General features: G+C 70.1%; 17 protein-coding genes. 8 read left to right on the top strand and 9 right to left on the bottom strand.

Annotation, left to right across the window (positions count from 1 at the left end; translation table 11 throughout):
• Positions 1 to 213: 213 nt before the first annotated feature.
• Positions 214 to 471, bottom strand: a complete 258-nt coding sequence (locus ACWD35_RS42035; protein WP_451356631.1) for a hypothetical protein — start codon at positions 469 to 471, stop codon at positions 214 to 216.
• Between the two features lie 172 nt (positions 472 to 643).
• On the opposite strand from ACWD35_RS42035, the gene ACWD35_RS42030 reads away from it, so the two are divergent.
• Entirely contained in the window at positions 644 to 904 is a 261-nt protein-coding gene (locus ACWD35_RS42030; protein ID WP_451356630.1) for a DUF7660 family protein, read from the top strand.
• A 154-nt stretch (positions 905 to 1,058) separates the two neighbouring features.
• Here the strand turns inward: ACWD35_RS42030 and ACWD35_RS42025 are convergent, their stop codons facing one another.
• A complete protein-coding gene (locus ACWD35_RS42025; protein ID WP_451356629.1) occupies positions 1,059 to 1,280 on the bottom strand; it encodes a hypothetical protein in 222 nt (73 codons plus the stop codon).
• A 166-nt stretch (positions 1,281 to 1,446) separates the two neighbouring features.
• On the bottom strand, positions 1,447 to 1,641 hold the full coding sequence (locus ACWD35_RS42020; protein WP_451356628.1) for a hypothetical protein: 195 nt from the start codon (positions 1,639 to 1,641) through the stop codon (positions 1,447 to 1,449).
• A gap of 440 nt (positions 1,642 to 2,081) precedes the next feature.
• Between ACWD35_RS42020 and ACWD35_RS42015 the strand changes: the two genes are divergently transcribed.
• The gene (locus ACWD35_RS42015) at positions 2,082 to 3,239 is read left to right on the top strand and encodes an acyltransferase family protein (RefSeq protein WP_451356627.1); all 1,158 of its coding nucleotides are present in this window, start codon (positions 2,082 to 2,084) and stop codon (positions 3,237 to 3,239) included.
• A 1-nt stretch (position 3,240) separates the two neighbouring features.
• Here the strand turns inward: ACWD35_RS42015 and ACWD35_RS42010 are convergent, their stop codons facing one another.
• Together ACWD35_RS42010 and ACWD35_RS42005 are read right to left on the bottom strand one after the other, a co-directional pair.
• Positions 3,241 to 3,687, bottom strand: coding sequence for an HD domain-containing protein (locus ACWD35_RS42010; protein WP_451356626.1), 447 nt, complete (start codon positions 3,685 to 3,687; stop codon positions 3,241 to 3,243).
• Complete coding sequence (locus ACWD35_RS42005) at positions 3,684 to 4,850, bottom strand: PP2C family protein-serine/threonine phosphatase (RefSeq protein WP_451356625.1); 1,167 nt, start codon at positions 4,848 to 4,850, stop codon at positions 3,684 to 3,686. Before ACWD35_RS42005 ends, ACWD35_RS42010 begins: the two co-directional genes overlap by 4 nt.
• A gap of 186 nt (positions 4,851 to 5,036) precedes the next feature.
• Between ACWD35_RS42005 and ACWD35_RS42000 the strand changes: the two genes are divergently transcribed.
• Positions 5,037 to 6,278, top strand: a complete 1,242-nt coding sequence (locus ACWD35_RS42000) for a GNAT family N-acetyltransferase (protein WP_451356624.1) — start codon at positions 5,037 to 5,039, stop codon at positions 6,276 to 6,278.
• Positions 6,279 to 6,321: 43 nt separating this feature from the next.
• Here the strand turns inward: ACWD35_RS42000 and ACWD35_RS41995 are convergent, their stop codons facing one another.
• Both ACWD35_RS41995 and ACWD35_RS41990 read right to left on the bottom strand, forming a co-directional pair.
• A complete protein-coding gene (locus ACWD35_RS41995; RefSeq protein WP_451356623.1) occupies positions 6,322 to 7,131 on the bottom strand; it encodes an Fpg/Nei family DNA glycosylase in 810 nt (269 codons plus the stop codon).
• Positions 7,132 to 7,165: 34 nt separating this feature from the next.
• Positions 7,166 to 7,654 carry a ribose-5-phosphate isomerase gene (locus ACWD35_RS41990; protein ID WP_451356622.1) on the bottom strand — a complete coding sequence of 163 codons (489 nt, stop codon included), beginning with the start codon at positions 7,652 to 7,654 and terminating at the stop codon, positions 7,166 to 7,168.
• Between the two features lie 247 nt (positions 7,655 to 7,901).
• On the opposite strand from ACWD35_RS41990, the gene ACWD35_RS41985 reads away from it, so the two are divergent.
• Together ACWD35_RS41985 and ACWD35_RS41980 are read left to right on the top strand one after the other, a co-directional pair.
• A complete protein-coding gene (locus tag ACWD35_RS41985; RefSeq protein WP_451356621.1) occupies positions 7,902 to 9,332 on the top strand; it encodes an amino acid permease in 1,431 nt (476 codons plus the stop codon).
• Between the two features lie 69 nt (positions 9,333 to 9,401).
• Positions 9,402 to 10,730: an FAD-binding oxidoreductase gene (locus ACWD35_RS41980; protein WP_451356620.1), complete on the top strand. Its 1,329-nt coding sequence runs from the start codon at positions 9,402 to 9,404 to the stop codon at positions 10,728 to 10,730.
• Between the two features lie 9 nt (positions 10,731 to 10,739).
• Here the strand turns inward: ACWD35_RS41980 and ACWD35_RS41975 are convergent, their stop codons facing one another.
• Positions 10,740 to 11,342, bottom strand: a complete 603-nt coding sequence (locus ACWD35_RS41975) for a biotin transporter BioY (RefSeq protein WP_451356619.1) — start codon at positions 11,340 to 11,342, stop codon at positions 10,740 to 10,742.
• A gap of 375 nt (positions 11,343 to 11,717) precedes the next feature.
• Here ACWD35_RS41975 and ACWD35_RS41970 point away from each other — a divergent pair, with 375 nt between their 5' ends.
• Entirely contained in the window at positions 11,718 to 13,100 is a 1,383-nt protein-coding gene (locus ACWD35_RS41970; protein ID WP_451356618.1) for an amino acid permease, read from the top strand.
• 85 nt (positions 13,101 to 13,185) lie between these two features.
• On the opposite strand, the gene ACWD35_RS41965 is transcribed toward ACWD35_RS41970, so the two are convergent.
• A complete protein-coding gene (locus ACWD35_RS41965; protein WP_451356617.1) occupies positions 13,186 to 13,848 on the bottom strand; it encodes a mycothiol-dependent nitroreductase Rv2466c family protein in 663 nt (220 codons plus the stop codon).
• Between the two features lie 149 nt (positions 13,849 to 13,997).
• Here ACWD35_RS41965 and pepN point away from each other — a divergent pair, with 149 nt between their 5' ends.
• Together pepN and ACWD35_RS41955 are read left to right on the top strand one after the other, a co-directional pair.
• On the top strand, positions 13,998 to 16,589 hold the full coding sequence (pepN, locus tag ACWD35_RS41960; protein ID WP_451356616.1) for an aminopeptidase N: 2,592 nt from the start codon (positions 13,998 to 14,000) through the stop codon (positions 16,587 to 16,589).
• Positions 16,590 to 16,808: 219 nt separating this feature from the next.
• Positions 16,809 to 17,864 (top strand): hypothetical protein, encoded by a 1,056-nt coding sequence (locus ACWD35_RS41955; protein ID WP_451356615.1) that lies wholly within the window; start codon positions 16,809 to 16,811, stop codon positions 17,862 to 17,864.
• The last annotated feature ends 185 nt before the right edge of the window (positions 17,865 to 18,049 follow it).

Here is an 18,049-nt window from a genome sequence, read left to right as displayed (position 1 = left end):
ACCTTGATCACCAAGGCCAGGATCAGATGAAGATCACCAAGTGGGTCAGATTTGATACGCCGTCAGTGAGCCCATTTTGGGCCGTCGCCGAGAGCCGCACGGGTCGGGAACCGAAGGCCCTCGATCCCCGCCTCCCCGCACGCCCTGTGCCACAGCCCGTTGAAGTAGTTCCGGCGAGGTGTGGTGCCCTTCGCACCGACGAAGACCCGGCCGTCAACACCAGGCTCGGCGAACTGCTTCACATGAGCGACGACCAGCGTCCAGTCGGACCCGCCGCCAGGTCCGCACGGCGGCCGGGGTGATGTCGGCGATGGACAGCCGGCCGAAGGTGGGCACCAGGTGCACTCGAACGAGGATTTCGTACAGCTCCGCCGTGCTGACAGCCAACGGTCGCTCAGCCACCCAGGTCACCGCGTACCTCTCGAACAGCACCTTGGCCGCGTCCGGGTCCCGCCAATCGCCCTGCCGCATGTCGGTCTGCATATCGGCGAGCCAGTCATCCGCTTCGCGCTTCGCGCGGAACGTGTCCGGAACAGGCCGCAGGACCCCGTGCGTAGCGAGGAGACTGGCTGCACCACTTCCGGAAGAACTGATCCCCGATACTCTGCTGACTGCTGCTTGCCCACCAGGCTAGGGTCCCGCCATGACCAGCGATGCGCCCGATCCCTTCAAGGAAGTCATGACGCGGGAGTCTCTTGCCGCCATGATCTACAGCCTCTGCGACGACTTTCACCGACGGGGCGAGGAGTGGGAGAACCGCACCGTAGAGGACTACCTCGGTGCACTCGCCACGTGGATCAGGGATTCGCCCGGTTCGTACCGGTACCTCGGCGAAGAGATGCCACCGGAAGGCGACTGGACGTTTTTTGCGCGGGCGCTCAGCGCGGCCGTCGTCTACGAGTAGCCGAAGGGCCATCATCGGTGCTGCAAGCCAGGGGGAGCAGCGCTTGTCAAGAAGGCCTGCGGGCCGTGATCTCTCGCCCCGTGGCAGCTCTCACCCCGTGGCAGCTCCCGCCCAAAGCCGCTTAACCGACCTGTGGTCAGCGGCAGGGCTCAGATCAGCGCATTGGTGGCCATCCACGCCGGGCGCCCAGCCGTTCCACCCGCTCGAACAGGTCCTCAGGCACGTCCACGCCCTTCTCCCGAGCAGTCTCAATGCGGTGCCTGACGTGCCCGAGGATGTCGTCCAACTCCTCATCGCCGAGTGCGGCAAAGCCCGTCAGCTGTTCCCACAGACGGGCCTTCCGTGCGTCCCCCAAGTTGATCACGAGATCGAGCATAGGCGGCCCAAAGGTCGGACGTGATGGGCTCGGAAGGCCGCGGTGTCCTTGGAAGCGTCGAACCGTCGTGCCCCATGCGTGCCCGATCGACTGGTGCTGAGCGGGGAGCCGCACTAGCTACCCTCGCACTTTGATTGTCCGACTTCGTCCCGGATATCCCGGCAAGTCAGAATTTGATCGAGTCGATGCTCTCGGCTATCGAGTTCAGGAACCGGTTGATGGACGGCGCCATGCCTGTCGAGGCGAGGAAAAAGCCGAAGAGCACCGCGACGATGGCGGGGCCGGTCTTCATGCTCCCCCCTCGGATCAGCACCACCAGGATGATCGCCAACAACAGCACCACGGACAGTGAAATGACCACAACTGATCACACCCTCGGTCGATCCGCGCTCCCGGCTGGAGGTACGACCCCGCGCGCCCCCGCCAGAACCATCGTGCCACCAACCCGGCCGTGGTATGCGGCTCGTGACGGAACGTCGGACGCGGGTCCGGTTCGGGCGACGCCCCGCACGGCAATTCCTGACTCCGGCAGTGCGCGGCGACACGGGTAATTACGCGACTTCGTTTCAGGGCCCACACAATGCGTTCGCAGGTAATTCGAATTGATACCACCGACGGACCGTATGCACCATTTAGTCGGGATGAATCGGGACATCGGGGGTAAATGAACGACCCTTCGGTGCACACCATCACATCGGCAGCGAAGGCAACTTCTGCAATTCACGGGGCATCCGAGGGCGATAGCCAGGAAAACGCAGCGGGCGTTTTACGAATTCCACGGACGACGCTAGGGTGCCTCAGATGTTTGACGCCGCCTCGCTCCCCGGCCAGACCCGCACGCCACTCCCCCCGGCGCAGTCGCCGGCGGACGGAGTGCGCAGACAGCGCGACGCGTTCTTCGACAACGCCAAGTACCTGGCGATCGTGCTCGTCGCGATGGGGCACTTCTGGTCGCCGATGATGTACGACAGCCGCGTCATGGAGGCCGTGTACCGGGTCGTGTACACCTTCCACATGCCGGCGTTCATCATCGTCTCCGGCTTCTTCTCGCGCAGCTTCGACATGCGCCCGGACCGGCTGAAGCGCCTGATCACCGGTGTCGCCGTGCCGTACGTCGTCTTCGAGACCGCGTACCAGCTCTTCAAGAACGCCGTCGGCCACACCCACGACGACATCAGCCTCCTGGACCCCTGGTACCTGACCTGGTTCCTGGCCGCCCTGTTCGTGTGGCGGATCACGGCTCCCATCTGGAAGGTGGTGCGCTGGCCGCTGCCCCTGGCGATCGGCATCGCCATGCTGGCGAGCGTCACGCCGAGCATCGGCAAGGACCTCGACTTCCAGCGTGTCCTGCAGTTCCTGCCGTACTTCGTGCTCGGCCTGTGCATGAAGCCCGAGCACTTCCAGCTGGTGCGCCGCCCCTGGGTGCGGATCGCCGCGGTCCCGGTCGTCGCAGTCGCCCTCGTGTTCGCCTGGTGGTCGGTGCCGCGCATGAACAGCGGCTGGTTCTACCGCCAGGACTCCGCGCAGGAGCTGGGCGCCCCGTGGTGGTGCGGACCGGTGATGGTGCTCGCGATGATGGCCTGCACGCTGGTGCTGACCGTCTGCTTCTTCGCCTGGGTGCCGCGCCGGAAGATGTGGTTCACGGCGCTCGGCGCGGGCACCCTGTACGGCTATCTGCTGCACGGCTTCCTGGTGAAGTACGCCGACCTCCACAACTGGTTCGACCGCCCCGCGCTGCACCGCCCGCTCGGCGAGATCGCGGTGACCGTCTTCGCCGTGACCGTGATGACGCTGCTGTGCACCAAGCCCGTGCAGCGAATCTTCCGGTTCGTGATGGAGCCGAAGATGGAGTGGGCGTTCAAGCAGGACGCGACGGAGCTCGCCCTCGAACGGCAGAAGGGCCAGAAGGGCCAGAACGACCAGCAGAACGAGCGTGAGCGCGAGAAGGTGCGCGCGTAGCTCAGCCGGACAGACCGAGAAGTGCGCGCATCCGGGCGTACTTCTCGGTCAGCCGTTTCCGGGTCGGTTCGTCCAGGACCGCGAGCCGGTCCGGGTCGGCGTTGTGCGCCAGGTCGGCCTCCTTCACCAGGCGCGCGCCGGGCGCGTCCAGGATGCGGCGCGCGTACGCCTCCGGCTCCTCCCCCGGCCGCTTGGTGAGGGCGCGCACGACCGCCTTGGTGCGCACGGACAGCGCGGCGGCCTCCAGCCACTCCTCGCTCAGCGCGTCGTCCTCGACCGAGTCGTGCAGCCAGGCCGCCGCGATCTGCTCGGCGTCCCCGCCACGGGCCCGTACGCCCTCGGCGACGGCCGCGAGGTGTTCGGCGTACGGCCGTCCCGCCTTGTCGGTCTGGCCCTCGTGGGCGGCGCGCGCGAGGGCCTCGACCTCGGCCAGGGTCAGGTACGTCATGCCGCCGCCGTCTCCCGGCAGATCAGCAGGAGCGCGCGGTCGTCGTTGACGTCCCTCGCGACCGCCTCGATGAGGTGCCAGGCGGCGCCGTGGAAGCCGCCGGCGACATAGCGGTCGGCCTCGCCCGTGAGCCGGTCCATGCCCTCGACCAGGTCGCGCTCGGAGGTCTCCACCAATCCGTCTGTGAACAGCATCAACACGTCCCCGGGCCGCAGCGAGCCCTTCACGGAGTCGAACTGGGCGCCGTCGTACACACCCAGCAGCGGGCCCTCGGCGGCCTTCTCCTCCCAGCGTCCGCTGCCCGCGCTGAGCTGGAGTCCCGGCGGATGGCCGGCGGAGTACAGCTCGTAGTCCCCGGAGTCGAGGTCCAGGACCAGGTGGATGGAGGTGGCGAAGCCCTCGTCCCAGTCCTGGCGCAGCAGATAGCCGTTGGCGGCCGTCAGGAAGGCGTGCGGGGGCAGCGAGCCGAGCAGGCCGCCGAAGGCGCCCGACAGCAGCAGCGCCCGCGAGCCGGCGTCCATGCCCTTGCCGGACACGTCCGTGAGCACGACCTCCAGCGTCCGGCCGCCGTTCGTGCGGCCCGCGACGACGAAGTCGCCGGAGAAGGACTGGCCGCCCGCCGGGCGCAGCGCCATCTCGTGGTGCCAGCCCTTCGGCAGCTTCGGCAGCTTGCTCTGCACCCGGATCCGCTCGCGCAGGTCGAAGAGCATGGTGCCGCCACGCCGCCAGGGCACGCCGACCCGGCTGCGGAACTGCGCGGTCAGCAGCCCGAAGAAGCCGCACGCGGCGACCACCAGGACCACGCCCGGGGTGACCCGCGAGGGGCCGTCGGTGTACGGGCCGAGCCGCACCGACTCCACGATCAGCGCGGTCGCCGCCGTCGCGTACAGGCCGAGCAGGCTCGCCGGGCGCAGCAGCAGGCCGCCGGCGACGATCGGCAGGACCAGGGCGGACGGGGAGAACCACACCGAGTTGGCGAGCGTCATGGCCGCGAGCGCCGGAACGGTCAGCAGCAGGCCGGCCAGCGCGATCCAGTCGGAGCCGTCACCGCGGAAGTAGTCCACGGCGCTTCTGCGCAGGCCTACGCGGACCCGGTGCCACTGCATCCTCCACCGGGCCGTGAACGTCTCGGCCTTCGCGCGCCGCTCTCGTCCTGCTGCCATTAGTTCGGGACCCTATCCATCGGACCGGCCGCCTGGCACGGGAGGTCCTACTTGTCCCCCGTGCGAGGCCAGATTTCGGGCTCTGCTTCGGGCTCAGGTTCACAGTGAACGGCATGCGGGGCCGGTGCGCCGCCGCCCGGGAGAAATTCGCTGGCTCGTCCCGCAATGCCCTGATAGGCATGGCTCATGGGTACTGATCGTGCTGCTGATCTGAAGGTATTGCGCCCGGACGAGTGGGACGGCTGGTTCGACCACCTGATCCGCGCCTTCGGCGGCGGACCCGCATCGGCCGAAGAGCGCGAACTGGACCGGTCCGTCACCGAGTTCGACCGCGCGCTGGCCGCCTGGGACGGGGACGAGTGCGTGGGCACGACGGGGGCGTTCAGCTTCCGGCTGACCGTGCCGGGCGGCGCCGCGGTGCCCGCGGCCGGGGTCACCATGGTCAGCGTGTCCGCCACTCACCGGCGGCGCGGGGTGCTGACCTCGATGATGCGCCGTCAGCTGGACGACGTACGCGCGCTCGGCGAACCGCTGGCGATCCTGACCGCCTCCGAGCCCGCGATCTACGGCCGCTTCGGCTACGGCGCGGCGACCTTCGACATGCACGCCGAGATCGACACGAGCCGGGTGACGCTCGCACCGCCGGCCGACACGGAGGACGTACGGCTGCGGTACGCGGCGCCCGCCGACGTCCTCACCGAGTGTGAGGCGGTGTACGCGGCCCTGGTACCGCGGCGGCCCGGCATGCTGGCCCGGCTGCCCGGCTGGGAACGGTTGGGCCTGCTCGACCCGGAGAGCGAGCGGGAGGGCGCGTCGGCGCTGCAGTGCGTGGTCGCCGAGCGGGCGGGCGTAGTGACCGGATACGCCCGGTTCCGGACCAAGACGGGGTGGAACGAGGGCGTGCCCGGCGGCACGGTGACCGTCAACGAACTGCACGCGCTCGACCCGGCGAGCGAGGCGGCGCTGTGGCGCTTCCTGTTCGGTATGGACCTGATGACGACCGTGGTCGCGCGGGGGCGTCCGGTCGACGACGCCTGGCAGTACCAGGTCTCCGACATCCGCCGCTGCCGTCCGCGGGTGCGGGACGACTGCTACGTCCGCCTGGTCGACGTCGGTACGGCCCTGTCGGCGCGCACCTATCAGGCGCCGGTGGATGTCGTGTTCGACGTCGAGGACACCTTCTGCCCGTGGAACACGGGGCGTTGGCGACTGAGCGGTGACACCAAGGGCGCCTCCTGCGAGCGCACCTCGGACGCGGCCGATCTCAGCCTCTCCGTACGGGAACTGGGGGCGGCCTACCTCGGCGGTGTGCCGCTGCTGTCGCTGGCGCGGGCCGGGCGGGTGCGGGAGCTGCGGACGGGGGCGCTGGCGGAGGCGTCGGTGGCGATGGGCTCACCGATACCGCCGTGGCTGCCGCACGGCTTCTAGCTCACGGCTTCTGGCTCACAGCTGGTGGCTCACAGCTGGTGGCTCACGGCTTCTGACAGCCGGGGCACCAGAAGAGATTGCGGGCGGCGAGATCGGCGGTGCGGATCTCGCCGCCGCAGATGTGGCAGGGCTGGGTGGCCCGGCGGTAGACGTACACCTCGCCGCCGTGGTCGTCCACGCGGGGCGGACGCCCCATGGCCTCCGGGGTGTGCTCGGGCCGCACGGTGTCGATGCGGTTGTTCCGGACGCCCTCGCGCATCAGCGCCACGAGGTCGGCCCAGACGGCGTCCCACTCGGCCGGGGTCAGGTCCCTGCCGGCGCGGTACGGGTCGATGCCGTGCCGGAAGAGGACCTCGGCGCGGTAGACGTTGCCGACGCCCGCGATGACCTTCTGGTCCATGAGGAGCGCGGCGATGGTGGTACGGCTGCGGGAGACCCTCCGGTACGCGGCGCCCGGGTCGGCGTCCGCGCGCAGCGGGTCGGGGCCGAGGCGGTCGTGTATCGCGCGCTTCTCGGTGCCGGTGATCAGCGCGCAGGTGGTGGGGCCGCGCAGGTCGACGTAGGCCGTGTCGGTGGCCAGGCGCAGCCGGACGGTGTCGGTGGGCGGCGGGGCCGGTGCGTCACCGAAGTTCACCTTGCCGAAGAGCCCGAGGTGAATGTGCACCCAGTCGCTGCCGCGGAACCCGAGGAAGAGGTGCTTGCCGTGCGCTTCCGTGCGGGTCAGCTCCGCTCGGTCCAGCAGGGCCGCGGCGTCGGAGAACTTCCCCTGGGGGCTGGTGACCCGGGGAGTCGTGCCAGAGAAGCGGGCGGCGTAGTCGTGAGCCAGCCGGTGAATCGTGTGCCCCTCTGGCACGGGTCCTGTTCCTTCCAGCCCCCCAGGGGGAACGTCAGTCCTGCTGCGGGTGGTGGGCCGGGATCGGAGGCAGGTCGCCGGTCGTCTCGTACGCCGCCAGCATGTCGATGCGGCGGATGTGACGCTCGTCACCGGAGAACGGGGTGTTGAGGAAGATCTCGACGAACTTCGTCGCCTCCTCGGTGGTGTGCATCCGCGCCCCCACGGCCACCACGTTGGCGTTGTTGTGCTCACGCCCCAGCGCCGCCGTCTGCTCGCTCCAGGCGAGGGCCGCACGGACCCCCTTCACCTTGTTCGCGGCGATCTGCTCCCCGTTGCCGGAGCCGCCGATCACGATGCCGAGGGCCTCGGAGTCCGCGGCCGCCCTCTCCGCGGCGCGGAGGCAGAAGGGCGGGTAGTCGTCCTGGGCGTCGTAGATGTGGGGCCCGCAGTCGACGGGCTCGTGCCCCGCCGCCTTGAGCCACTCGACGAGGTGGTTCTTGAGTTCGTAGCCCGCATGGTCGGAGCCGAGATACACGCGCATGGGACGAGTGTGACACGCCGGTTTCCGGGCAGCAGCCTCGGGTTCTCCACTGGAGAAATGTGAGCCCGACCATAGAACCTCAAGGAAACCTCAAGTAACAATCTGGAATCAGAGGTTCCCGAATCCATTCCCCTCAGATTCACTGGACCGCCTCGTACACCGCTCATGCGAGGCCCCGTACTGCCGCCCCACAAAGGCACCCCCGCACGTACGGGAACCGCTCCACCGGCGCAAAGGAATTCCGTACATGACCCCTGGTTCCGGACTTCAAGCAGGCCTCAAGAACCGCCATCTCTCGATGATCGCCATCGGCGGTGTGATCGGTGCCGGACTCTTCGTCGGCTCCAGCTCCGGTATCGCCAAGGCAGGCCCCGGCATCCTCCTGTCGTACGCCCTCGTCGGCACCCTCGTCGTCCTCGTGATGCGGATGCTCGGCGAGATGTCCGCCGCGAACCCCACCTCCGGCTCCTTCTCCGCGCACGCCGACCGTGCCCTCGGCCGCTGGGCCGGGTTCTCCATCGGCTGGCTGTACTGGTTCTTCTGGGTCGTGGTGCTCGCCGTCGAGGCGACCGCCGGCGCGAAGATCCTGGAGGGCTGGATGCCGGCCGTCCCGCAGTGGGGCTGGGCGCTCATCGTGATGACCGTCCTGACCGCGACCAACCTGGTCTCCGTCGGCTCCTACGGCGAGTTCGAGTTCTGGTTCGCCGGGATCAAGGTCGTGGCGATCGGCGCGTTCATCGTCGTCGGCCTGCTGGCCATCTTCGGCGTCCTGCCGGGCGTGCACGCCCACCAGGCGAGCTTCGGCAACCTCACGAACCACGGCGGCTTCCTGCCGCACGGCCCCGGCTCGATCCTCACCGGTGTGCTGCTGGTCGTCTTCTCCTTCATGGGCAGCGAGATCGCGACCCTGGCGGCCGGCGAGTCGGAGAACCCGCAGCGCGCGGTGACCAAGTCCACCAACAGCATCATCTGGCGTATCGGCGTCTTCTACCTGGGCTCGATCCTGGTCGTGGTCTCGCTGGTGCCGTGGAACGACCCGGCGATCGCGAAGGACGGCTCGTACGTCGCCGCCCTGAACTCGCTCGGCATCCCGCACGCCGGCGAGATCATGAACTTCATCGTGCTGACCTCGGTGCTGTCCTGCCTCAACTCCGGCCTGTACACGGCCTCCCGGATGGCCTTCTCGCTCGGCCAGCGCGGTGACGCCCCGAAGGCGTTCGCCAAGACCACGTCCCGTGGTGTGCCGATGACGGCGATCCTGGCGTCGGTCGTCTTCGGCTTCGTGGCGGTCTTCTTCAACTACGCCTACCCGGACACCGTCTTCCTCTTCCTGGTCAACTCCAGCGGCGCGGTGGCCCTGTTCGTGTGGCTGGCCATCTGCTTCTCGCAGCTGCGGATGCGGAAGATCCTCCAGCGGGAGGCGCCGGAGAAGCTCGTCGTGAAGATGTGGCTCTACCCCTACCTGACCTGGACGACGGCCATCTTCATCATCGGCGTCCTCGGCTACATGCTGACCGACACCGAGGGCGAGAGCAGCGGCCGTACGACCGTGCTGCTGTCGGTGGGCGTGGCGGCGGTCGTGCTGCTGATCGCCGTGGTGAAGCAGAAGCTCGACTCGCGCCGCGCGATCGGCGACGCTCCCGCCGTCGAGACGGCCGAGAAGGTCACCACCGGCTGACCTGCCCCTCGCAGAAGTGGCCGCATAACCTGACGGAAGTTGTCAGGTTATGCGGCCATTCTGTGCGTCATGATCGTCATGGACAACAGCGACGCAGAGCTGCTTCTCATCCGCCCCGGCGACTCCGCCTACGAGGACGAACTTGCCGGATACCAGCTCGGTTTCACCCAGCGGCCCGACGTGATCGTGGCCGCCCGCTCCGCCGCGGAGGTGGCCGCCGCCGTGCGGTACGCCGCCGCCGCGGACCTGCCCGTCCGCGTCCAGGCCACCGGGCACGGGCTGCCCGGCGCCGCCGAGGGCGGGATGCTGGTCACCACCCGGCGGCTGGACGGGATCACCGTCGACCCCGAGGCCCGTACCGTCCGGGTGCAGGCCGGGGTGCGCTGGGGCCAGGTGGCCGCGGCGGCCGAGCCGTACGGGCTGGCGCCGCTCAACGGCTCGGCGCCCAGCGTGGGCGCGGTGTCGTACACCCTGGGCGGCGGACTCGGCATCCTGGGCCGGGAGTTCGGGTACGCAGCCGACCATGTCCGGTGGCTGGAGATCGTCACCGCCGACGGCGCACTGCGCCGCGTCACGCGGGAGTCGGACCCCGAGCTGTACTGGGCGCTGCTCGGCGCCGGGCAGAACTTCGGCATCGTCACCGAGCTGGAGATCGACCTCGTGCCGGTGCGGACGCTGTACGGCGGCTCGCTGGCCTTCGACGGACGCGTGGTGGACCCGGCCGCCGTGCTGCGCGCGTACGAGGCCTGGACGCGGACCGTGCCGGACGGGCTGACCTCGTCCTTCGCCGCCGTACCGTACCCGGACCGGCCCGCGCTGCCGCCGCACCTGCGCGGACGCTACGTCGTGTCGATCCGGGTCGCCTACACGGGCACGGACGGCGAGGAACTCGTCGCCCCGCTGCGGGAGCTCGGCCCGGTGCTCACGGACTCGCTGCGCGAGCTGCCGTACGCCGAGAGCCACACCATCCACAGCGACCCGGACTTCCCGCACGCCTACTACGGGGACAGTGCGGTGCTGCGGGAGCTGGACCTGGAGCGGGCCGCTGAGCTGCTGAAGCTGACCGGGCCGGAGGCGGGGCAGATGTGTGTCGTCCAGGTCAACCACCTGGGCGGGGCGCTCGGCCGGCCCGCGCCGAACGCGGTGCCGTTCCGCGAAGGGCGGTTCCTGCTGCGGCTGCTGGGCGTCGGGGAGCGGGAGCAGGCGCGGACCCTGCTCGACCCGGCCTTCGCGCTGCTGGCCGACGACACCCTCGGGCGCTCCCTCAACTTCGCCTTCGGCGCCGGGGACCGGAGCGCGGGCCTGTACGACCTGGAGACGCGAAAGAGGCTCGCCGGGCTCAAGGAGCAGTACGACCCGGCGAACCTCTTCCGCGGAAACTACGGCGTCAGCGCGTGACGCACGGCATCAGCGCTTGCTGACGAGCTTCCAGGCGGTGGGCAGCGCGCCCATCGCCAGGGCGGCCTTCAGGGCGTCGCCGAGGAGGAACGGGGTGAGGCCGAGCGAGATCGCCTGGGACGCGGACAGGTGGGCGGCCAGCGCCAGGTAGGGCACGCCGACGGCGTAGATGATGGCCTCGCCGAGGATCATCGCGCCCGCCATGCGCAGCGGGGAGCGGTCGGCACCGCGGCGGGCCAGGGCGCCCACGGCGGCGGAGGCGAGCAGCATGCCGAGGATGTAGCCGAAGGAGACCGCGCCGGCGCCGGAGGTGCCGCCCGCGAACCACGGCAGGCCGGCGACGCCCGCGAGCGCGTACACGGCGAGGGAGAGGAAGCCGCGGCGGGCGCCGAGCGCGGTGCCGACGAGCAGCGCGGCGAAGGTCTGGCCGGTCACCGGCACCGGGGAGCCGGGCACCGGCACCGACAGCTGGGCCGCGAGGCCGGTGAGCGCCGCGCCGCCGAGCACGAGGGCGGCGTCGCGGACGCGGGACGCCGGGAGGAGGTCGGCGAGGACGGCGCCGGGGCGCGTGAGGGCGGTGGCGGGGCGCGTGAGGGCGGTGGCGGTGCTCATGGGGACTCCGCTGCTGGTGAGGGCACGTGGGAACACCGTGACGCTATCCCGGCAGCCACGGGGTGATCACCGTCAGTGCTCGACAAAGGCGGGAACGGGCGGTTGGTGGACTCCGGACAAAGGATGCGGGTTACACCGGGTACGGCGTGACAACGGTCACTGAGGTGAAGTGACCAGAGGCAAAAGGAAGGCTGACGGGGCGCCTGTAGGGTTTCGCCAAAGGGTCGGTGGCCGTCGCACCGCCTGCCAGGTGAGCGGACGCACACACTCCGTAAAGCCGTTGTCCGGATAGTGAGCGTCCCCTGCTCGTGAGCGGACACGCTGTCCAGACTGTGGGCGATTTTGCCCGTCTATTGCACTGGACTAGCCGCGCCCATGCCCAGCACCACAGTCGAGACGCCGCCACAGCAACACGACGACGCCTCCCTCTCCCACGGCCTCAAGCAGCGCCACCTGTCGATGATCGCCCTCGGCGGGGTGATCGGCGCGGGCCTCTTCGTCGGGTCCGGCGCGGGCATCGCCGCCGCCGGCCCGTCCATCGTGATCGCCTACGCCCTCTCCGGCCTCCTGGTGATGCTGGTGATGCGGATGCTCGGCGAGATGTCGGCCGCCTACCCCTCCTCCGGCTCCTTCTCCGCGCACGCCGAGCGGGCCATCGGCCCCTGGGCGGGCTTCACGGCCGGCTGGTCCTTCTGGGTGCTGCTGTGCACGGCCGTCGGCCTGGAGGGCATCGGCGCCGCGCACATCGTCACCGGCTGGCTGCCGGGTACGCCCGAGTGGGCCTGGGTGGCGCTGTTCATGGTGGTGTTCTGCGGCGCGAACCTGGCCGCCGTGAAGAACTTCGGCGAGTTCGAGTTCTGGTTCGCCGCGCTGAAGGTCGGCGCGATCAGCCTGTTCCTGATCCTCGGCGTGCTGGCCATCGCCGGTGTGCTGCCGGGCACGGACTCGCCGGGCACCTCGAACCTGACGGACTTCATGCCGCACGGCACCGACGGCCTGCTCGTCGGCCTGCTCGCCTCGGTCTTCGCCTACGGCGGCATGGAGACGGTCACCATCGCCGCCGCCGAGTCGACCGACCCGGTGCGGGGCGTGGCGAGCGCCGTCCGCACGGCCATGTGGCGGATCGCCCTGTTCTACATCGGCTCGATGGCGGTCGTGGTCACCCTCGTCCCGTGGAACTCCAAGGAGGTGGTGGAGAAGGGCCCGTACGTCGCCGCGCTCGACCACCTCGGCATCCCGGGCGCCGGCCAGCTGATGAACGTGGTCGTGCTGGTGGCGCTGCTGTCCGCGATGAACGCCAACATCTACGGCTCCTCGCGCATCGCCTACTCGCTGGTCCAGCGCGGCCAGGGCCCGAAGGCGCTGGCGAAGGTCTCCGGCGGGGTGCCGCGGATCGCCGTCCTGACCTCCTGCGTCTTCGGCTTCGTGTGCGTGGTGCTCAGCTACTGGCGGCCGAACGACGTCTTCCCCTGGCTGCTGAACATGATCGGCGCGGTCATCCTGGTCGTCTGGATCTTCATCGCCGTCTCCCAGCTGCTGCTGCGCCGCCGGGTGGAGCGTGAGGCCCCCGAGAAGCTGGTCATCCGCATGTGGGCGTTCCCGTGGCTGACCTGGGTCGCACTGGCCGGCATGGCGGCGATCTTCTTCCTGATGGCACGCGAGCCCGGCACCCGGGTCCAGCTGTACTCGACCGGCGGGATGACGCTGCTCCTGGCCGTCGTGGGCTACGTCCGGCAGCGGGTGCGCGCCAGGAGCTGACCCCTTCCCCGGTTCCGGAAGACCCCCGCGAGGTCGTGACTCGCGGGGGTTTTCCGTCGGCCCCGAGGCTGACCGGCAGGCCGGCCTACAGGTTGCTGAAGTCCGGTCCCTTGGTGCGGGTCCGCTTGATCTCGTAGAAGCCCGGCACGGAGGCCACGGCGATGGTGCCGTCCCACAGGCGGGCCGCCTCCTCGCCCTTGGGGGCGGGGGTGACGACCGGGCCGAAGAAGGCGATCTGCTCGCCGTCGGCGCCCGGGAGCGCGATGACCGGGGTGCCGACGTCCTGGCCGACCTTGTCGATGCCCTCCTTGTGGGAGGCGCGCAGCTCGGCTTCGAACTCGAAGTCCTTCTGCTCGGCGTACTCGATCAGGTCGGCGGGCAGGCCGACGTCGGCGAGCGCACCGGCGATGGCCTCAAGGGTCGGGCCCTCGCCGTTGTTGTGGATGCGGGTGCCGAGCGCGGTGTAGAGCGGGCCGAGGATGTCCTCGCCGTGCTTCTGCCAGGCCGCGGTGACCACGCGGACCGGCTGCCACGCCTTGGTCGCGAGCATCTCCCGGTACTCCTCGGGCAGCTCGTCCACCTTGTCCTCGTTGAGCACGGCGAGGCTCATGATGTGCCAGCGGACCTCGATGTCGCGGACCTTCTCCACCTCCAGCACCCAGCGGGAGGTCATCCAGGCCCAGGGGCAAAGGGGGTCGAACCAGAAGTCGACGGGGGTCTTGCCGGGCGAGGTCACGGACTCGGACATGGTTCTCCTCAGCGAAGCGTTCGTTTGAAACGTCAACGACGTCGTCGCCGAGGGCATTCCCTACTGCCCGGCGTCAGGAGCACATGGCAGGATCGGTCCTGTTCAGCCGTAGTTCAGCCGTATTCACGCGACCACAAGGGAGTGCCTCCGTGCCCGGTGAGAATCTGACCCGCGACGAGGCCCGGGAGCGGGCCGCCCTGCTGTCCGTCGACGGGTACGAGGTGTCCCTGGATCTGCGGTCCGCGGTCGGCGGCGGGGACGGCGAGGGCGAGGGTGAACCGCGCACCTTCCGCTCGGTGTCCGTGATCCGCTTCCGGTGCAACGAGCCGGGCGCCTCCAGCTTCGCGGACCTGATCGCGCCGAGCGTGACGTCCGTGTCGCTCAACGGGCGGGATCTGGACCCGAGCGAGGTGTTCGACGGCTCGCGGATCCTGCTGGAGGACCTGGCCGCCGAGAACGAGCTGGTGGTTGACGCCCAGTGCGCCTACTCCCGCACCGGCGAGGGCATGCACCGCTTCGTCGACCCCGAGGACGGCGAGGTGTACCTGTACACCCAGTACGAGCCGGCCGACTCACGCCGGGTGTTCGCGAACTTCGAGCAGCCCGACCTCAAGGCCCCGTTCCGCTTCGAGGTGCGGGCGCCCGAGGGCTGGACCGCGTGGAGCAACGGCGCCGGTGAACTCGTGGACGGCGTCTGGCGGTTCGCGGAGACGAAGCCGATCTCGACGTACATCACGTGCGTGGTGGCGGGCCCGTACCACTACGTCACCGACTCCTACACCCGCACCTTCGAGGACGGGAGCAAGCTGGAGATCCCGCTCGGCGCGATGTGCCGCAAGGGTCTCGCCCCCTACTTCGACGCCGACGACGTCTTCCTGGTCACCAAGCAGGGCCTGGACTTCTTCCACGACCACTTCGACTACCCGTATCCGTTCGGGAAGTACGACCAGGCGTTCGTGCCCGAGTACAACCTGGGCGCGATGGAGAACCCGGGGATGGTGACCTTCCGCGAGGAGTACATCTTCCGCGGCAAGGTGACGCAGGCGTCGTACGAGGGCCGGGCCAACGTCATCCTGCACGAGATGGCGCACATGTGGTTCGGCGACCTGGTCACCATGGAGTGGTGGGACGACCTGTGGCTCAAGGAGTCCTTCGCGGACTTCATGGGCACGTTCGCGAACGTCGGAGCGACCCGCTTCACCGACGCCTGGATCACCTTCGCCAACCGCCGCAAGGCCTGGGCGTACCGCGCGGACCAGCTGCCTTCCACGCACCCGATCACGGCGGACATCCGCGATCTGCAGGACGCGAAGCTGAACTTCGACGGCATCACCTACGCCAAGGGCGCGAGCGTCCTGAAGCAGCTGGTGGCGTACGTCGGGCAGGACGCGTTCCTGGAGGCCGCCCGCCGCTACTTCAAGCGGAACGCGTACGGCAACACGCGCCTCGACGACCTGCTGTCGGTGCTGGCGGAGACCAGCGGCCGGGACATGTCGGCCTGGGCGCAGTCCTGGCTGCAGACCGCCGGGCTGAACTCGCTGACGCCGCAGGTGCTGCTGGACCCCGAGGGCCGGGTCGCGGAGCTGGCGGTGCTCCAGGAGGCGCCGGAGGCGCACCCCGAGCTGCGCCCGCACCGGGTCGCGGTGGGCCTGTACCGGCGTACGCCCGAGGGCGCGCTGGAGCGGTACGCGCGTGTGGAGACGGACGTGGAGGGGCCGCGTACGGTCGTGGCGGAGCTGGCGGGCGCCGAGGCGCCGGAGCTGGTGCTGGTCAACGACGACGACCTCACGTACTGCAAGATCCGCTTCGACGAGACGTCGGTGGAGACCCTGCGCGAGCACCTGAGCGCGCTCACCGACCCGCTGGCGCGCGCCCTGTGCTGGACGGCGCTGTGGAACCTGACCCGGGACGGGCTGCTGCCCGCGCGGGACTTCGCGCAGCTGCTGCTGCGGCACGCGGGCCGCGAGTCGGACATCGGCGTGCTGCAGATCCTGCACTCCTGGGCGCAGTCGGCGCTGGTGCACTACGCGGCGCCCGAGTGGCGGGAGTCGGGCGAGGTGCTGCTCGCCGAGGGTGCGCTGCGGGAGCTGCGGGACGCCGAGCCGGGCAGTGAGCACCAGCTGGCGTGGGCGCGGTTCTTCGCGAACATGGCCTCCGGCGAGACGGATCTGGCGCTGCTGAAGGGCCTGTTGGACGGCACCGAGCTGCTGGACGGCCTGGATGTGGACCAGGAGCTGCGCTGGGCGTTCCTTGAGCCGCTGGCGGCGCACGGGGTGGCCGACGAGTCGGTGCTGGCGGCCGAACTGGCCCGGGACGACACGGCCTCCGGCAAGCGGCACCAGGTGCGCTGTCTGGCCGCCCGTCCGTCGGCGGCGGTCAAGGCGCAGGCGTGGGCGCAGGTGGTGGAGTCCGAGGCGCTGTCGAACGCGCTGACGGAGGCGACGATCACGGGCTTCGACCAGCCCTCGCAGCGGGAGCTGACGGCGCCGTACGCGGCGCTGTACTTCGCGGCGATCGAGCGGGTGTGGCGGGAGCGGTCGATCCAGATCGGTATGAGCGTCGTACGGGGTCTGTTCCCGCTGCTCCAGGACCGGCAGGAGACGCTGGACGCGGCGGACGCGTGGCTGGAGGCCCACCGGGAGGCGGCGCCGGCGCTGCGTCGCCTGGTGCTGGAGTCGCGGGACGAGCTGGCGCGGGCGCTGCGCGCGCAGGCGTGCGACGCGGCGGCGGCCGGCCGCTGAGCCGTGACTCGATCTTTGGCCTGAGCTTCCCCGGTCGGTGACCGTTACGAAATTCAGGCAAAAGGAACCGTAACCCCTGGTCCGCACCAGATCGGACCAGGGGTTTTCCGCGCCTACTCGGCACCCGGACCCCCGCCCTTTAGTGCCACCTTGTCCGCATTGATCGACGACCGTGTAACAGCGGTTAAAGGTGGGACCAGGCGCGGGAATCCCGTGGCCATGACGCACAACACCCCGCTCTCCCCCCGCCCCCTCCGCCGCCTCGCCGAGGCCCACCGCCGCGTGCTGACGGTGACTCAGCTCCGCTCCCACGGCGTCACCACGGCCGAGCTGAACGAGCAGTGCCGCCCCGGCGGCCCCTGGCAGCAACTGCTGCCGGGCGTGGTGCTGCTGCACCCCGGCCCGCCGACGAGCGAGGAGCGTCTGCACGGGGCCCTGCTGTACGCGGCCCGCGAGTCCTCCGCGCGGGGCGTCCCGGCGCAGCCGACCGCGGCGGACCCCTACCGCCCGGTCTACCCGGACGCGGTGATCACGGGCCTGGCCGCGCTCACCCTGCACGGCTTCTCGGCCACCCCGCCGCTGCTGTCCCTGGACCACATCGACGTCCTGGTCCCGCGGCTGCGCCGACTGCGCTCCGCGGGCTACGTCCGCGTCCTGCGCACCCCCGCCCTGCCCGCGCCCCGCACGGTGACGGGCCTGCCGGTGGCCCCCGTACCCCGGGCGCTGGCGGACGCGGTGACGGAACTGACGGACGCGGAGGCGGTACGACGCCTGCTGACCGAGGCGGTGCGCGGCGGCCACTGCGAACCGGCCACGGTGGTGAGGGAGTTGACCCAGGCCAAGCTGCTGAACCGCCCCCACGTGGTGGACGCGGTGGACGCCCTCCTGGCGGAGGGCCGGGCGATCGCCGAGGACCGCCTGTACCGGATGGTCCGCGAGTACGACCTGCCCGATCCGGTGTGGAACGTGGACCTGCGCCTGCCCGGCGGCCCCCACCTGGGCGGCCTGGACGCGTACTGGCCGGACCAGGCGGTCGCGGTCGAACTGGACACCCGCGCCCCGCGTCAAGGCCATCGGCAGGACGACGACGCGCTGTGGTCCGAGTACGCGCGCAAGCGGGAGCACCTGGAACGGCTCGGCATCACCGTCGTGTACATCACCCCCAGGAAGCTCCGGGAGTCCCTGGAGCAGCAGGCCACCGTGGTCCGCACCGCCCTGATGGCCTCCGGCGACCGCGATCCGGCCGCGTATGTCTTGGTGCTGCCCCACCAGTGACGGCCGGGGAGAGCACCAGGAGGGGAGAGGAGGGGCCACCGGGGCCGATTCCGGTGGCCCCTCCTCGTGCACGGGCACGGGGGAGGTGGCGGTGGGCCGGTGCTGGATTGGTTGCCGTTGGGCCACTCGCTTCTCGGTAGAGTCGTGCTTCCGTGAGGCGAGTCAAGGGCGCTCCCGTTGCGCTG

The organism is Streptomyces sp. NPDC002671 (genome assembly GCF_053592475.1).
The sequence above is the reverse complement of the archived record's forward strand: the minus strand, read 5'-3'. Positions and strand labels throughout refer to the sequence as shown.

What these genes read in the sequence shown, in the direction of transcription:
- ACWD35_RS41970 (WP_451356618.1), top strand. Translation starts at nt 11,718, where the DNA reads ATGCCCAGCACCACAGTCGAGACGCCGCCACAGCAACACGACGACGCC.
- ACWD35_RS42025 (WP_451356629.1), bottom strand. Translation starts at nt 1,280, where the DNA reads ATGCTCGATCTCGTGATCAACTTGGGGGACGCACGGAAGGCCCGTCTG.
- ACWD35_RS42000 (WP_451356624.1), top strand. Translation starts at nt 5,037, where the DNA reads ATGGGTACTGATCGTGCTGCTGATCTGAAGGTATTGCGCCCGGACGAG.
- ACWD35_RS42035 (WP_451356631.1), bottom strand. Translation starts at nt 471, where the DNA reads ATGCGGCAGGGCGATTGGCGGGACCCGGACGCGGCCAAGGTGCTGTTC.
- ACWD35_RS41975 (WP_451356619.1), bottom strand. Translation starts at nt 11,342, where the DNA reads ATGAGCACCGCCACCGCCCTCACGCGCCCCGCCACCGCCCTCACGCGC.
- ACWD35_RS42030 (WP_451356630.1), top strand. Translation starts at nt 644, where the DNA reads ATGACCAGCGATGCGCCCGATCCCTTCAAGGAAGTCATGACGCGGGAG.
- ACWD35_RS42010 (WP_451356626.1), bottom strand. Translation starts at nt 3,687, where the DNA reads ATGACGTACCTGACCCTGGCCGAGGTCGAGGCCCTCGCGCGCGCCGCC.
- ACWD35_RS42015 (WP_451356627.1), top strand. Translation starts at nt 2,082, where the DNA reads ATGTTTGACGCCGCCTCGCTCCCCGGCCAGACCCGCACGCCACTCCCC.
- ACWD35_RS41985 (WP_451356621.1), top strand. Translation starts at nt 7,902, where the DNA reads ATGACCCCTGGTTCCGGACTTCAAGCAGGCCTCAAGAACCGCCATCTC.
- ACWD35_RS41990 (WP_451356622.1), bottom strand. Translation starts at nt 7,654, where the DNA reads ATGCGCGTGTATCTCGGCTCCGACCATGCGGGCTACGAACTCAAGAAC.
- ACWD35_RS41965 (WP_451356617.1), bottom strand. Translation starts at nt 13,848, where the DNA reads ATGTCCGAGTCCGTGACCTCGCCCGGCAAGACCCCCGTCGACTTCTGG.
- ACWD35_RS42005 (WP_451356625.1), bottom strand. Translation starts at nt 4,850, where the DNA reads ATGGCAGCAGGACGAGAGCGGCGCGCGAAGGCCGAGACGTTCACGGCC.
- ACWD35_RS41980 (WP_451356620.1), top strand. Translation starts at nt 9,402, where the DNA reads ATGATCGTCATGGACAACAGCGACGCAGAGCTGCTTCTCATCCGCCCC.
- ACWD35_RS41955 (WP_451356615.1), top strand. Translation starts at nt 16,809, where the DNA reads ATGACGCACAACACCCCGCTCTCCCCCCGCCCCCTCCGCCGCCTCGCC.